This window comes from Faecalibaculum rodentium (genome assembly GCF_001564455.1).
GTDB lineage: Bacteria > Bacillota_I > Bacilli_A > Erysipelotrichales > Erysipelotrichaceae > Faecalibaculum > Faecalibaculum rodentium.
This window is the reverse complement of record NZ_CP011391.1, coordinates 2416270-2432056: the sequence shown is the minus strand read 5'-3', so window position 1 is coordinate 2432056 and position 15787 is coordinate 2416270. Positions and strand designations below refer to the sequence as shown.

General features: G+C 53.2%; 10 protein-coding genes. 5 read left to right on the top strand and 5 right to left on the bottom strand.

What is annotated here, in order from left to right; translation table 11 throughout:
- Nucleotides 1-140: 140 nt before the first annotated feature.
- From aalo17_RS11830 to aalo17_RS11810, 5 genes are all read right to left on the bottom strand, one after another.
- The gene (locus aalo17_RS11830) at nucleotides 141-710 is read right to left on the bottom strand and encodes a MurR/RpiR family transcriptional regulator (RefSeq protein ID WP_067559817.1); all 570 of its coding nucleotides are present in this window, start codon (nucleotides 708-710) and stop codon (nucleotides 141-143) included.
- The gene (locus aalo17_RS11825; RefSeq protein ID WP_067559815.1) at nucleotides 701-976 is read right to left on the bottom strand and encodes a MurR/RpiR family transcriptional regulator; all 276 of its coding nucleotides are present in this window, start codon (nucleotides 974-976) and stop codon (nucleotides 701-703) included. The genes aalo17_RS11830 and aalo17_RS11825 overlap by 10 nt, the downstream gene beginning before the upstream one ends.
- A 134-nt stretch (nucleotides 977-1110) precedes the next feature.
- Nucleotides 1111-1941 carry a histidinol-phosphatase HisJ family protein gene (locus aalo17_RS11820; protein ID WP_067559813.1) on the bottom strand — a complete coding sequence of 277 codons (831 nt, stop codon included), beginning with the start codon at nucleotides 1939-1941 and terminating at the stop codon, nucleotides 1111-1113.
- A 317-nt stretch (nucleotides 1942-2258) separates the two neighbouring features.
- Entirely contained in the window at nucleotides 2259-3014 is a 756-nt protein-coding gene (locus aalo17_RS11815; protein ID WP_067559811.1) for a DeoR/GlpR family DNA-binding transcription regulator, read from the bottom strand.
- Nucleotides 3011-3811: a purine nucleoside phosphorylase YfiH/LACC1 family protein gene (locus aalo17_RS11810; RefSeq protein WP_236940482.1), complete on the bottom strand. Its 801-nt coding sequence runs from the start codon at nucleotides 3809-3811 to the stop codon at nucleotides 3011-3013. The genes aalo17_RS11815 and aalo17_RS11810 overlap by 4 nt, the downstream gene beginning before the upstream one ends.
- Before the next feature lie 480 nt (nucleotides 3812-4291).
- On the opposite strand from aalo17_RS11810, the gene aalo17_RS11805 reads away from it, so the two are divergent.
- The 5 genes from aalo17_RS11805 to lepB all read left to right on the top strand — a co-directional run bounded on the left by aalo17_RS11805 (nucleotide 4292) and on the right by lepB (nucleotide 15779).
- Nucleotides 4292-4810, top strand: a complete 519-nt coding sequence (locus tag aalo17_RS11805) for a recombinase family protein (protein ID WP_067559809.1) — start codon at nucleotides 4292-4294, stop codon at nucleotides 4808-4810.
- Nucleotides 4811-5098: 288 nt separating this feature from the next.
- Nucleotides 5099-13858: a Spy0128 family protein gene (locus aalo17_RS11800; protein WP_067559806.1), complete on the top strand. Its 8760-nt coding sequence runs from the start codon at nucleotides 5099-5101 to the stop codon at nucleotides 13856-13858.
- A 532-nt stretch (nucleotides 13859-14390) separates the two neighbouring features.
- The gene (locus aalo17_RS11795) at nucleotides 14391-14909 is read left to right on the top strand and encodes a recombinase family protein (protein WP_145907724.1); all 519 of its coding nucleotides are present in this window, start codon (nucleotides 14391-14393) and stop codon (nucleotides 14907-14909) included.
- A gap of 19 nt (nucleotides 14910-14928) precedes the next feature.
- A complete protein-coding gene (locus aalo17_RS11790; protein WP_067559803.1) occupies nucleotides 14929-15189 on the top strand; it encodes a hypothetical protein in 261 nt (86 codons plus the stop codon).
- Complete coding sequence (gene lepB / locus aalo17_RS11785; RefSeq protein WP_067559802.1) at nucleotides 15186-15779, top strand: signal peptidase I; 594 nt, start codon at nucleotides 15186-15188, stop codon at nucleotides 15777-15779. The genes aalo17_RS11790 and lepB overlap by 4 nt, the downstream gene beginning before the upstream one ends.
- Nucleotides 15780-15787: the final 8 nt, after the last annotated feature.

Sequence of the window (15787 nt, the reverse complement as noted above, 5' to 3'; positions counted from 1 at the left end):
GCGTTTCAGGAACTGCCCCTCCCATCCATCATCGGCAGTCTCCCAATCTCCCCACACCACCCGGAACACAACACAAAAAAACCGCCTGCAGCGGGACAGACACAAGTTCGTCCATCCCCGCCACAGGCGGTTTTTCCTTCTCAGAACGGCTCCTCGATGTACAGGTCGTTGTAGCGCTTTTCCTTCTCCAGCACCTCGTCGTAATTCGCCGTGCAGTACAAATTGATCAGGCAGTCGAAGAGAAACTTCGCGGAGGTGAAAAACGTCAGATCCCCCATCTCCCGGAAATCATCCTTGAACAGCGCATGGAGTACATGTGCACAGTAACAGTTCAGCTCGTCCCCCGGCTGCCCCGTCACCGCCACGGCATACTGCCGGTTGGCCTTCAGCTGCCGGCATGTCTTCAGTACCCGCGGGGATAGACCCGAGCGCGAGAGAATGAAAATCACGTGATCCTGCGGACGGGCATACATCGCCAGCATCAGCTGCTGGTTGATGTCCTCATACACATTGCAGATCTTGCCCACCTGAAAGAAATACTGGCTGGCATAATCCGCCAGGGCGGCATTCACGTCAAACGCAATGATATCCACCACACTCGCCTCCCGGATCCGCCGCACGATCGCCTCCAGCTGGCCAATGGAAATCAGGTCCACGGTCTTGCTGATGACATCCGCGTGCATGACCCGCAGCTTGTTGATCACCTCCACGGGCTTCTCCCCCGCCGGATGCTGTAGCTCTCGAAATCAGACCGGCTCAGGTCCTGCCGGATCCGGATCTTGAATTCCTCGAAGCCAGAATACCCGATCTTCCGGCAATACCGGATCACCGTCGTCGGTGTTGTGTAACACGCCTCCGCGAGCGACCGGATCGTCATGTGCATCAGGTCATCCACATGGGACAGGACATAGTTGTTCACACCGCTCTCTGCAGGAGACAGACCCGTTCCCTGCAGCACCAGTTCCAGTTTCAGCATGCTGAGTCTCCTTCTGTATATTCCTCCAGATATTCCCGCCGGCTGTTCCCGCCAGATTCCGTCCCTGCAGCCAAACCCGCAGCCCGCTTCAGCAAGCCAGCCACAGCCGATGCCGGCCCAGCCAGACTCAGCCCTTACAGCGGATGAAACACCGGCCGGCCGTTCTCGAACGTACAGAACGCCTCATACCCCAGTTCCTTCAGCAGCTCCATCGACGAAGCGATATGCGCCCCCAGATGATCCGGCCGGTGGCTGTCGGACCCCAGGGTAATGATCCGCCCGCCCAGCTCCCGGTACAGCCGCAGGATATCCCGCGACGGCTGCGTATCCGAAAGACCATAGCGCACAGACGAGGTATTCAGCTCGATGCCCTTTCCATCCGCAATGACGACCTTCAAAATCTCCGTGATGAGGTCCTTCACCTTCTCAAAGGGATACACCCCCGCCTTGTCATACCGTACAATGAGATCCATGTGCCCCAGCACGCTGTAGTGCTTGAAACTCTGCACCACCCGCAGCATCTCCCGATAGTATTCCTCGTTGTACTCCCCCTGCGTGCGCCCCTCCTGGAACTCTCCATTCCAGAACTCCTGGTCATGCACCTGGTGAATCGACAGGATCGCAAAATCCAGGGGATACTTCTCCGTCAGCCGGTTGTACGCATCGATCGTGTGCGACTGCACCCCCAGCTCCAGACCCCGGCGGATCCGGATCCGGTCCCCGTATTTCTCCTGCAGGTCGGCAATCTTCGCAAAGTACCGGGGATAGTCCACATTCGCAAACGGCTCGCCATTCCGCCACCGTATTTCCTCCCCGCTGTCCCAGTCCACCTTGATCCCGTAATCCACGTGATCCGTGAAACAGATCTCCTCCAGCCCCAGGCCAATGGCGTCCCTCACCACATCCTCCATGGGATATACCGAGTCATCCGAAAACTCGCAATGCACATGATAATCCGTCAGCATTCCCAGTCCCTCTACTTTCTTTCTTCCCTGGTATTATCCGGCGAAACGAAACACTTGAGAAGGATTCCCGAAAAATAAGAACACTGTTCCGCCCCGACAGCCGTCGATACCGCCAGACACCGAAACACCGCGTGACTCTGCGCCCCAAGTCAGACCACCGTTCCTCGCCTGCCGATGGTGGCGCCCATGTTCATCCCTACGTCGATGATGGCTCTCCCGCCCCACCCGCTGCCCGCTCCCCACCATCAGCGGCCCCACCCTGGCTTCACCGCCACGCGAGCCTCGCTGCCCGAAAACAAAAAGGGAACCCCCGGGGCCTATACCTCCAGGATTTCCCTGACACCATCCACCTCGTTGCGCTCCTGTTCCGTCAGCCGGTTTGTCACCAGCAGATCTGCCTCCGCGAAGGTGCAGAACATGAACGGAGCCTTGTCATGAAACTTTGACCGGTCGCAGACCACCACGACTTTTTCCGTCTGGGCAATCAGATGGCGCTTGAGCCCCAGCTCATTGTCGTGCACTGTCGTAAATCCCCGCGCATCCTGAAACCCGTCGGTTCCCAGAAACACCACATCAAACTGAATGTGGTCCACCACACTGGTGGCGAAATTGCCATAGGTCCTCTCCCCGGGATTGTAGGCCATACCGCCCACCACCAGGGTCCGGATGTTCATCTGCGCCAGTTTCAGCGCTCCGGGCAGCGAATTGGTGGCCACCAGCAGGTCCCTGCGCCGCGCCAGCGCCTGGAGCCCCAGCAATACCGTACTGCCGGCATCCACATAAATCACCTGGCCGTCCTTCACCGTTGACAGCGCGGCGTAGGCCACCGCGATCTTCTCCTGCACATGATGCCCCGAGCGGATGGCCATGGGCGTTTCCTGCGGCGCCTGCACCAGCCGCACATAGCCGTGTTCACGCTCCACCACACTCATCCGCACAAGGTCCCCGAGATCTGAGCGCAGGGTCTCCGGCGTGATTTCCAGTTCATCCGCCAGTTCGCGCACCCGCATTTTCTCCTCCCGCTCCAGAATTTCCAGGATCCGTCCCAGGCGCTTCTCCTTCGACGCCCTCATGACGCTCCCGTTCCCGGATCTGAGGACTCGATCCATCCAAATGTGAAGTGCTCCCCGGTCTTCCGTCCTTCATTCCGGTAACTGAAACAGTCGGGATGTGTTTTGGTGTCCAGATCCGACACATGGATGTTTTTTGCCGGCAGACCCGCCATGCGCAGCATCGCCACATTCAGCCCCTGGTTGTCCAGATACAGCCGGTCACTGTCCGGATCCTCAGAACGGCGCCAGAAGGCATCCACATCCAGACCTAGTTCCTTCAATGGTTTCATGGCTTCGATGACCTCCGGCCCCACCTCCAGGGAGTCCTGAAGAATCGAAGGGGAGAACCAGGCCTGCGCCCGGGCGGGATCCAGTCCGCCCACAGAGATGAGTTCCCGCATGGTCTTCAGCGTGATGGCCTGGGCCGTGCCCTTCCACCCTGAATGAATGCACGCCACCAGCGGAATCCCCGGATCGGCCACAAGCAGCCCCACACAGTCAGCCGTGAAGACCCCGATCAGCGTATCGGGCTCCGTGATCCACACCGCATCCACATCCATGATGCTCGTGTCTTTGTCCGCTGCCCCCCTGCCGCGTTCATCCGCCGTCACCCGGTGACTGTTCGCCGTATGTTTCTGCCACGGCAGCGCCCAGTGGTCCAGAGGCAGGGTCTGGCCTGCGAGTATCCGGCGGTTTTCCAGCACCGCCACCGGATCCTGACAGACATGGAGCGCCATGTTTCCGTTCTCCGGTGCCTGCCGGTCCTTCAAAGTCGTTCCCCCATGAACGACATCCGTTGTATGCCAAATTGCTTTCATGTCGTCATCATAACAGAAAACCGCAGACCACACCCCGGGACAGTGTCAGAGACCGGTATATAGAGGAAAGAGAATCTGGATGCCGATGGTGGCAGACGGGGGCCAAAACCGGGAGGTTAAGACAATATCTGCAGGGATTGAAGGAAACTGCAGAAGATTTGAATTATGAAGTTATATTAAAAATATAACAAATAGCGCATAACGGATAACAGGGGATACGCGCAAAGGCTGGAAAATCCCCGGATTTTCACATTGCGTTCCAGCTGGAACAGAAAAAACGGACCGTGGACGGTCCGCACTGTGTCTTTCGAAGTATACTTTGGCGGACTTGTAAGGAATTGCGGTGAATCCTTAATGAAATGCAATCGTTCCATTGTTTTGTATGATAAAATTCATTTACTTGAGAAAACTGCACGTAGAAAATATGTTTTTGAAAGTATACATTGGCGGATTTTTATTATTAGAAAAGGAGGAAATCATATGGAATACAGTTACATGCTGACAGCGAAAGCAGACAAATTACCGTCAGAACTGAAAGACTCTGTATTCGCTGATGCCCGCGGAGATCTGGACTATCCGGAATTCCGCCGTCTTCTCACCGTGGTGAAGCCCGGCGACAGGCTGAACATCCCGACGCTCTCGGACCTGGGGAACAGCCTGTCCGAGATCAGTGACAAATGGCAGGAGCTGCAGGGACGCCAGGTCACAGTGTGGATCCTGGACTGCCCGGCATTGCGGAATCATTCGGATCTCTTCGGGGAATTCCTGAAGTATGTCTCCTATTCCCAGCAGCAGTTCGGTGCGAAGCAGGTGCGGTCTTCGTCTGCCTCCAAAGGCGGGCTGAATCCCGGGCGCAAGCCGATGCAGCTGCCGCACAACTTCACGGAAGTCTATGAAGACTACTGCAGCGGCAAGCTCAACAGCCGGGAAGCGGGAGAAGCACTGAATGTGTCCCACACGACGTTTCTGCGGTGGACACGGGAACTGAACCAGGCATAGAAACCCTGGAAAAGGTTCGGATCGTTTGAGAAAAGGGGAAAAGAGAGCCGGTTTGGAAAGCCCGGCTCGAATCCGGGAAACCGGGTATGTTTTACAAAGCGTTTTACCGAAACAAAAGGCGCTGCCTGCAGGCACCGTGCGGAAATGAGGGATTCGAAAGCCGGATCCTGTCCGGGTACCGGATATGAACCACGCAGGGGCAAGGGGAACAGGCAGTTTTTGTGTTCGGCAGAACAAAGCAGATCTGGGAAGGGGCAGGTCTGCAAAAGGAAAAAGAAAGGAAAAACTATGAAGAGACAATTGAATGGGCTGGCCCACAAGGTTCTATCCATTCTTCTGGCCGGCATGATGGTCTGGACACAGACCGGGTTGAATGTCTTCGCGGACAATCAGAATCCTGAGGATCTTCCCACTGCGGAACAGACTCCGCCGCGGGATACGATTGCCAATCCGGAAATCACGATACAGCATTATCTGAATTTCAGTGCGGTATCTATGGGCTTGATAACAGTAAAGCCGGATCCCAAAACCAGTCAGGGTACAGTGGTATATCCATTAAGAAATACTCCGGACTACAGTGATAGTTTTAACTGGAATACATTCAAGCAGGAGTATACTGATGGGAAACTGAAAGAAGGCGTAGATTATGAAGTCGAATCCGGAGTTCTGCTTCAGATTTACAACAAAGAGGCCAGAGGTGTGGTAACCAATGGTCAGGGTGCACCGGAGTATGGTCTGATTCTGAAAGATGGCCAGATGGCTGTTCATGATACGAAAAAGATGCTTTTTCAAGATGAAACAGTCACCTACCATGAGAAACCATATCTGGATTACATGAACCGCCTTGACAACAATGACAACTACGAACTGAAAGCAGTTCTTGTTGGTTATGGTTTGACAGAAGAACAACAGAAAGATGTAGAAGGAACCGATTTTCATATGGCGGAAATTACAGGTGATATCAACAAGAAAAATCCTGTGGTTTTCACCAATAATCCCAACTATTCAGAAACAATAGATGGACAGAAAATTGTTGTGGACCAAACCAACCCTGTTCGGATGGGCGATCATTGGGTGATTTATGTGAAAGAAGGCACGACCATCCGGCTGCTGTTCGATCCGACCAGTTCCACCTATGACAAGAATGATGTCAATTTCTTCGATTATGACATTACGGATGGATACATTTATCTGAGTGAAAAGAAAGACCCAAATAATCCGGACGGAATACAGAATTCTCCAGTTGTTTCCAACACACCACTGCCCACTTCCAGTCAGAAAGACAATCAGGATGCAGGTTATATCACCTATGGAAATACCTATCAGCAGGGGATAAACTCCCCCAGCAACTATACGGGGACAGGTGCAAAGCTTGCATTTGGCAACTCAAACACAGGATCAGGACTGGCAAATGAAACGCTCACGACGGGAGGTGTTGTCAACAACATCAATAAGACCAATGGCAGTGTGAATGCTCTGGGCTCCGTGTTCGATCTTGCAACTGGTTTGAAGGATGATGGAACGCCGAAGTGGAACACCGGTGTTTCTGCTCCCAATCTGTTCACCACTGACGCTACAAAAGAGGTCAAGGGAAAAACCAACTATATTAAGGGAGAGTTTGGTCTCCGGTTCAACAGATCTGGTGGAACCTATATTCTGGAGGATGTAACCAAAAAGGGAACTTCAGGCGCATATTCCGAGGTGTCTTCCGCAAGCAACTTGTCGTCATTCCGGGACCTGGACTGCAATACCAAGGTGATCTGGTCCAATGATTTCTGGCCTATGGATGCGGCTGATTCCTATGGAACAGATGGACACGACCTGAAATTTGGCGCCGGGAAGACTGCAGGCACCTATGGAGCTGCAGACCCGCAAAACCGGTATTTCAACAGAAGCTCCACAGCAGCGAATCAGGGAAAAGGAACTCTGCCCATAGCAGACAGTGCCCTGGATCACAACTCCTACTTCGGCATGAGTTTTACCACAGACTTCTATCTGGATCCTGGCTATTCCGGTCCTCTTCGTTACTACTTCTACGGTGATGACGATATGTTTGTCTTCCTTTCCAAAGTAACAACGGATGACCAGGGAAACGAAACTCTTACAGATACGAAAAAGATTGCAGATGTCGGTGGAGTTCATTCGTCTGTAGGTATGTACACAAACCTGTGGCCATACGTAAATAACGGTGAGCCAATTCCTTATCCAGACAAGAATATGTCTGAAGCGGAGAAAAAGGCTCTGGTACAGCACTATCGCCTGTCTGTGTTCTATACAGAGCGTGGTGCCTCCGGATCATCCTGCTTTATGCGTCTGACAGTTCCGTTTGAACCCAGTACGTATGATGAACTGGATTTCAAAGCAGACCTGAATGTTGACAAGGAAGTAAAGACGCAGGTTCCGCCAGCAGAGAGTGGCGATGCACAGCCTGAAAAGTACTCCTTCCTTCTGAACCTGAAGCAGGGTGAAGAGATTTCTGTGACGGGAGAAGATGGTCAGACATCTACTCGACCTGCTACCTTTGATGAAGCCAAAAAGAATCTGGTCAATATATATGCCTATACAATCAAGGATATAGACACAGATCAGACAGTGGATTCCGGTTATATTGCCGATGGGGGCTCATTTGAACTGGCTGACGGGCAGCGCTTCACCGTGAAGGGCCTCCCCGAAGGTTCTCTCTACCGTGTGGAAGAAATCAAGCTTGATTCCTCCGAGTCCACGACATTTGTCAGCGGACAGGTGGATAAGGATGGAAATACCAACATTCAGAAAGACTTCCAGGAAGGAAACACCGTGTCCGGTTCTACGCAGCAAGAAAACTACGTCAAGTTCGTGAATGCCACAGACATTGGCATGCTGACACTGAATAAGGAAATCGATCCGGCTGGCGGACACACCACCACGGAAGACTTCTCGTTCCGTGTGAAGCTGGAGGCAACGGAAGGCTCTGTTGTCAACAGCCTGAGTGTGCTGCGCAACGGTCTGCAGGAACAGGACATTGCTCCGAATGCAGATGGCGAGTTCGAAGTCACGCTGCACTGGAATGATGAAAAGAATCAGTATGACACAGTAACGCTCTACAACATTCCGCTGAAGAGCAAATACACAGTGACAGAAATCTCCAACGGGAACTACCTGCCCTCTGACATCACAGTGACTGGTGGTGTAAACAACACCACTACACTGGCTGCCGGAATGGTTCAGGGTACAGTGGATGCGAATGGTCCCATTACAGAAACCAACCGTCCGAACGTCACCGTCAACTACACCAACGTCTACGCACCCAACGCGACAGCACGGATCGTGGCGGAAAAGACCATTGACGGACGGAAGGCCGCAGCAGGCGGTGAAACCTTCACATTCCAGCTGGAAGGCGCCAATAACGCGGCAATCGCCTACTTGAAAGACAACAGTCCGCTGCTTGCACAGGCTACTGTCAAGGAAGGTGAAACGACTGCCACTGCAGAATTTGCACCGATGCACTTCACCCGCAGCGAAATTGGAGAATACCTCTTCAACGTGACCGAAGTCGGAAGAGGTACTGTACAGAACGGCCTGGAATATGATGATACGAAGTATCAGGTGAAGGTCGTTGTGCAGAATGCAACGGATGAAGATGGCAACCTGACACAGGATCTGGAAGCTGTCGTAACCTGGTCCAACGGGATAACAGATGATGCCGGAAACCCGGTGGAAACTGAAGGAAATACTGTGTCATTCACCAACAAGGTAAAGCTGGAAGCCGAGGCCTCCATCAACTTCACCAAGAATGTACAGGGTGAGGGAAGTGTGACCAACGGCAACACCGGTGATGAGTATACTTTCACCATCGAGGCTGCTGCCACCAACCCGAATGCACCGATGCCGAAGGAAACAACAGTGACCATCACCAATGATGGTCGACAGAGCCCCTATGATGGCAGCTTTGGACCGATCTCTTATACAAGGGAAGATCTTGGTCAGGGCGATGCAACCAAATTCTACGAATACGTGATTCAGGAAGAGGGCGGAACTGTCGGCGGTCTGCTGACAGATGAAAAGCAGTACCTTGCGAAGATCAAAGTCTCCAAGGCAGCCGTCAATGGCGTCGACCAACTGACAGCGGTGCTGGATTCCGTCTCCGTGATGGGTGGAGCCGACGCGGCTGACAACAGCCTTGTCTTCACCAACATCTACCAGCGCGCGCAGGCTGTCATCAACGTCCGCAAGACACTGGATGGCCGTCCCATGCGGGAGGGCGAAGTCTTCGCCTTCGAACTTCTGAAAAAAGGAAGCTCCACAGTCCTGCAGACGCTGATGCTCAGGGGCATTGAAGGACAGTCCACCGTGACAGGTTCCTTTGAGCCCATCGAATTCCTGAGCGAGGATTCCCAGGACTACATCGTCCGCGAAATCAAAGGCAACGATCCGGAGATCACTTACGACACGAAGGAACACACGGTGAGCGTGGTGGTGACGGAAGCCGAAGACCGGACTCTGCAGGCGGCTGTTTCCTATGACAGGGCAAATCCCGAAGATGTCACAGCACTGGACATCACCAACATCTGGAACACCTCCGTGGAATGGGCACCGTCTGTCACGAAGGAAACCCTGGGAGGCAGTCCTGCCGGCTATACATTCCAGATGAAACTTGACCCGGCAGCCAATGCCTCTCTCACAGGCAGTGACGAAGCTACCAGTGATGAAACCGGGAAAATTACATTTGATCCGATCCGCTTCACCAAGCCTGGAAACTACAAAGTCACCGTTTCCGAAGTGCCTGGTGCGGACGACAAGATCAACTGCGATGATCATAAAGTCGTCTTCAACCTGACGGTGAAAGCCGATTCGGCCACAGGCCTGCTTTCTGTGGAAGACGCAGTGGGAAACAATGCTTCCACTGTCTTCACCAACGATGCCGGACTGCGCCTGACCAAGACGATTGTGCCTGGTACAGATGTGGAGCTCACCAAAGATGATTATGCGAAGAAGTTTACTTTTAATCTGTCTTTGAAAGATAAAGACAACAATGCTCTGGCTGGATCATTCAGAACCGTGATTCGCGATGAGGACGATCGCGTAGTGGAGGGTGATCAGACTGTCATTACCAAAGGCGAGGGCACCATTGAACTCTCCCATGGACAGACTGCTTATATCTATGGACTGCCCATAGGTACGAAGTACAGCATTGCTGAAAAACAGGAAGAAGGCTGGTTCAACGTTGAAGCTCTGTTAAGCGAAGGAACTGCCAGCCCAGGCGAGAATATGACTGCCTCCTTCACAAACGTGAAGATGAGCACTGACACTAGTCTGATCCTCGGCTACAAGGCCCTGACAGGTACTGATGGCATGAACGAGAGTATTGATATTGGTCATTTGCTGAACAGCTTCGAGTTCCAGATTGCGCCGATATCCGCAGAAGTAGAAGATACACCGGTTGTCTCGACACCGAAGGCAGAGGAAGAGGAAACTGAACCGGCAGATTTTGATGCTGAACAGGAACCGGCCGCTTCTGATCCGGCAGCCGATACGGACGAAGATTCGGAGCCTGCAGCAGAAGAACAGGCTGGGGAAACCACTGTTCAGGAAATTGCCCTTCCACGGATTGTTTCCAAAAAGATCAATCTGGCACTCGAGGATATCCCAATGCCCGAAAAAGGCAATAAGGTATACAGCTCCGAAACAGGCGTGATCGACTTTGGCAAGATTGAATTCACCAGAGCCGGAACCTATGTTTATGAAGTCACTGAAATCGACAAGACCGATTCGGAAATCGACTATTCTGACAAGGTATGGACCATCACCATCACAGTGGAAAATGTGGTGACCAACAACCAGGTAACCGGTGTGAAAGTCACGAAGGTTGAATATAAGGACAACGACGGAAACCTCTCTTCAGATGGATTCACCTTCACCAACGTATTCAACGGAACCCCGGCTCTAAATCTCCACAAGTCCATGAGCATCAACGGCGGTCCCATCACGGATGTGAAAGAGGCACAGCCGGTCAATGCGGGCGATTCTGTCACCTACTACCTGACAGCATCCGTTCCCGGCGATGCAACCGCTGCAGCCAGAGACGTGGTGATCACCGATGTGGTGCCTGCACCTGTCGGTGATGCTGCAGCCGAACTGACCCTGATTGACAAAGGAACAGCTTCCTTTGATGCATCGAAGAATCTGCTGACCTGGAACGTTGGGGACATTGGCGTGAACAAAGCTGTGACCGTGAGCTGGACCGTACGTGTTCCGGCAGTGACTGTGGATACACACTGGACCAACATTGCGGCAGCGAAATACTCCAATAACCCGAAAGATCCTGACGAAGAAATCACTTCCAACGACGTGACTGTCGAGGAAACTCCTGTTCTGCCGGATGTGAAGATTTACAAGGCACAGTCGGTGAACAAACCGGGGGCTGCAGGTGTCGGCGGATTCTCGGATTCCAAGGATCCCGTCATGTCCGAACAGGGAAGTCTCGTGGTCTATGAACTGAAAGTCACCAACCATGGTACGGGTGCTGCGAAAAACGTAATCGTATCTGACAAGATTCCGACCAGCCAGGAAGAAAAGCTCTCGCTCGAATTTGTGCAGGCTTACGATGGCGGTACGTTCGACAAGGGAAATCAGACAGTGACCTGGAAGATTCCGGAACTGGCTCCTGGCGCTTCTGCCTGGGTACACTTCTCCGTGAAGATCCCGACGGCTTCGAAATGGAATTCCTGGACCAACCAGGCAACGGTGAAACACGAGGATCCGAAGGACCCAGGCAAGGAAACACCGGAAGAACCCTCCAACAAAGTCACCGTAGAAACCGACGTGCCGGCTCTGACCATCCAAAAGGACCAGAAGCTCAACGATGACGAACAGTTCACGCAGGAAATTCTCCATGCCCGTGACAAGGATATCGTCACGTACAAACTGACTGTGGCCAACACGAGCAAAGTGGAGGCAAAAGACGTTGTCCTGAAAGACAAAGTTCCCACAGGCACACCGGAAACTCCGCTTATTGTGATACCTGAATCCATTCAGGGCGGAAACCTGTATGCTGACGGAACCATCGTCTGGAATCTGGGCACAATACCTGCAGGCGAGAGCCGCGAAGTGACCTTCCAGGTTCGGGTTCCCTATGTCAAGGAACTGACCAGGTGGCTCAACGTCGCAACAGTCAACTACTCCAACAACCCGGATGGACCGGACAAACCGCAGGAATCCAACAAAGTGGAAGTCGAGGCGAAAGCACCGAAACTCCGTCTGGAGAAGTTCCAGAACTTTGAAGACGGACAGCCGGTAAAGACGCCGCTGACATCTCTGGGTGAAGAGGAAATCGTGACCTATACACTGCGGGCTGTCAATGAAGGCGAATTCACAGCGGAAAATGTCATCATTACCGATGAAATCCCTGACGGCACAACGCTGGTAAAGGACTCCATCTCGGATGGCGGCAAAGAACGCAACGGCGTCATTGAGTGGAACGTGGGCAACATCGAACCTGGACAGGCGAATGCGAAGACTGTTTCCTTCCAGGTAAAGCTGGATCCCATCACTGTGGCAACCACATGGAAAAACGGCGCATCGGCAGTGTATGACAACAACCCGGACAACCCGACGGATCCCAAAGATCCAAAGACACCGGTTGATTCGAACATTGTCGAGATCGAAGGTGATGTGCCGGCTCTTGTGATTGAAAAATCTCAGCAGAAAAACGATGAAGCACCTGCAACCCCCATTCTGGTGGATGCCGGTGATACCATTACCTACAGCCTGACTGTTTCCAACAACGGCAAGGCTGCTGCAAAAGATGTCGTTGTCCAAGACCCTGTACCGGAAGGACTGGAACTGGTGGAAAACTCCATTTCCGACGGTGGTACTGTCAAAGACGGTGTCATCACCTGGAGTCTGGGCACCCTCAGTGCCGGGGCATCGAAGAGCGTGACGTTCAAAGTCACTGCGCCGAAAGTCACCGAAGCCACGACCTGGATCAACGCAGCCAGCACAACTTATTCCAACAGAGAAGATCCGGAAGATCCCATTCCGTCCAACGAAGTGGAATCCAAAGCCGACGTTCCGCATCTGGTGATCGAAAAGGAACAGCAGAAGGCTGACGGCGACCTGACCAAAGACCTCATGGAAGTCAACGGCGGGGACATCGTGACGTATTACGTTTCTGTCACCAACGACGGCAACGCCGAAGCCAGAGACGTCAAAGTCACGGATACGGTGCCCGAAGGCCTGACTCTGGTGGATGGTTCCATTTCCGACAAGGGAACCGTGAAGAATGGTGTCATCACCTGGAAGCTGGGCAACCTGGCCAAAGGCGAAAAACGGACCGTTTCCTTCAAAGTCAATGTGCCGGAGGAACAGGGCATGTGGCGCAACATTGCCTACACGTTCTATCCCAACAACCCGGACAATGAGGATGGCGAGGATCCGAAGGAAGAGCCTTCCAACCCCGTGGACATCATTGAATGGCCTGAGGAAGGACCGAAACTGCTCATCGACAAGACACAGGCACTGAACAATGGCACACTTACCAGCGAAGTCCTCAAGGGCAAAGCCGGTGATGTGGTGACCTATGCGCTCACTGTCCGCAATGTCGGTAAGACAACTGCCGAGGGCATTACCGTGACAGATGTTGTTCCGAAAGGCCTGACATATGTCAATGGGTCCGCCAGTCACAATGCGGTGTATGACAACGGCAAACTGACATGGTACGTGGAGACACTGGAACCAGGCGAGAGTGTGACCCTGAAGTTCCAGGCGAAGCTGCCCATGGACAATGCAGCCGGCAGCTGGAAGAACGTTGCCAAGCTGACATACCAGAACGATCCGTCGGGACCGGAACACGAAACTCCGTCCAATGAAGTGGAAGTGAAGAAGGATCCCAACAAGGTTCCGACCACATCCACCAATGGAAAGCCGCATCCTGGAGCCAGCGCTCCCACTGCGACAAACACCGGTATCCTGACCTGGACACTGCTGGCAGCAGGGGCTGCGACAGGTGTTGCAGGTCTGGGCATTGCCGGACGCAGACGGAGAAAGCCGGTTTCCCGGAAACGGAAATAGACGGACAAATCCCGGACTGAATGACAGTCCTGCTGTCAAAGGACAGCTGCAAAAGTGAATGAATAAAACAAAGGGAGAGCAGTCCGCATGGGGCTGCTCTCCTTTTGGCGTTGGGGAATGTGAGGCCGATGGTGGCTGACAGGGGACGGAAACCGGGAGGTTTAGACAGGATTCCGGGAAGTCAAAGCAACCTGCAGCCGGAGTCTGCATCAAGCTCTGGCCGGATCTGCCCGAAAATACACAAAAGCCGTCAAGTCCCGATGAAAAATCCGGGGCATGACGGCCTGTTTTGTCTTATCTGGAATCGATTTTGGGACATTGTGCCGGAATCTGTTTGGAAACAGTTCGGAACTTGTCTTTAAAAGTATACTTTCGCGGACTTGTAAGGAAATGCGTTGCAACATTACAGAATTTGTATCCAGTCATTAGTTTCCCATGCTAAAATTCATTTAGTTGAGAAAGTTATTGAACATAGTGATGTTTTCCAAAGTATACTTTGGCGGACTTTTTCAGCAGACAAGGAGGGAAGGGTTTGGAATACAGTTACATGCTCGTGGCGGAATCTGACAAATACCCGCGGGATCTCAAGCATTCAGTCTTTACCGACACCCGTGGAGACACGGATTTCCCGGAATTCGACCGTCTTCTGTCCGTGATCCAGCCGAATGACAGTCTTCACATCCCGTCCCTGGCAGATCTGGGCTACAACCTCACGCAGGTATGCGAAAAATGGCAGAAGCTGCAGGACAAAGAGGTCCACATCTGGATCCTGGACTGTCCCGCGGCCCACAGCCAGCCGGAGCTCTTCGGCGAAGTCCTGCAGTATGTGTGTTATTCGCAGAAGCGGTTCCGCAACCCGAAACACCGCACGGTGATCCGTGATAAGAACGGAAGCGGCCCTGGCCGACGGCGGATCGAACTCCCTGAACGCTTCGCGGAAGTCTACGAAGACTACTGCAGCGGCAAGCTCAACAGCCGGGAAGCCGGGGAATCGCTCAATGTCTCTCATACGACGTTTCTGCGATGGAGCCGGCAGCTGGACGAAGCCTGAGCTTCTTAGAAAGTTTTGCATGAAAGAAAAGGAATTGAAAAAGCTGTCCCGTCTTCAGCTCGTGGATCTTCTCATTGAAAGTACAGAAGAAAACGAACGGCTGAAGACACTCGTGCAGAAACTCAGCGACGAGCTCGAAAGCCGGCGCATCGAGTGCCGGAAAGCCGGGAACATCGCGCAGGCCGCCCTGCAGCTCAACGGCGTGTTCGAAGCCGCCCAGCAGGCAGCCGAGGATTACCTCAACGAGATCAGACAACAGACAGAAAGGGCCGCTCCATGAGCAGCCATAAGAAAGAGATGCCATCGGCCGATCAGTTTGACTCGGCGGACTGGAAGAAAGAAAAGAAACGGATTTTGTACCAGAAAAAGTTCCGGGACACACTCAAAAGCACCGTTGCGGTGCTCGTGGTCGTCGCCGCACTGGCGATTCTCGCCGCAACCCTGTGGCTCCCGGTCCTGCGCATCTACGGAAACTCCATGACACCCACCCTCAGCGAAGGCAACATTGTCGCCACGGTGAAAACCACAGAATTCCAGCCGGGGGATGTCATTGCCTTCTATTACAACAACAAGCTCCTCGTCAAGCGCGTCATCGCCGGACCGGGAGACTGGGTGGATCTTGCGGACGACGGCACTGTGTACGTCAACGGCAAGGAACTGGAGGAACCGTATCTGGAGGAAAAAGCACTGGGTGAAACGAACATCGACTACCCCTACCAGGTGCCGGAAGACCGGTGGTTTGTGATGGGGGACCACCGGAGCGTTTCCCTGGACTCCAGAACCAAGGCCATCGGGCCCATTGCCGAAGAACAGATTGTCGGCAAGCTGGTCTGGCGGCTCTGGCCTCTTGATGCGGCAGGGACTTTGTAGAAAGGAAA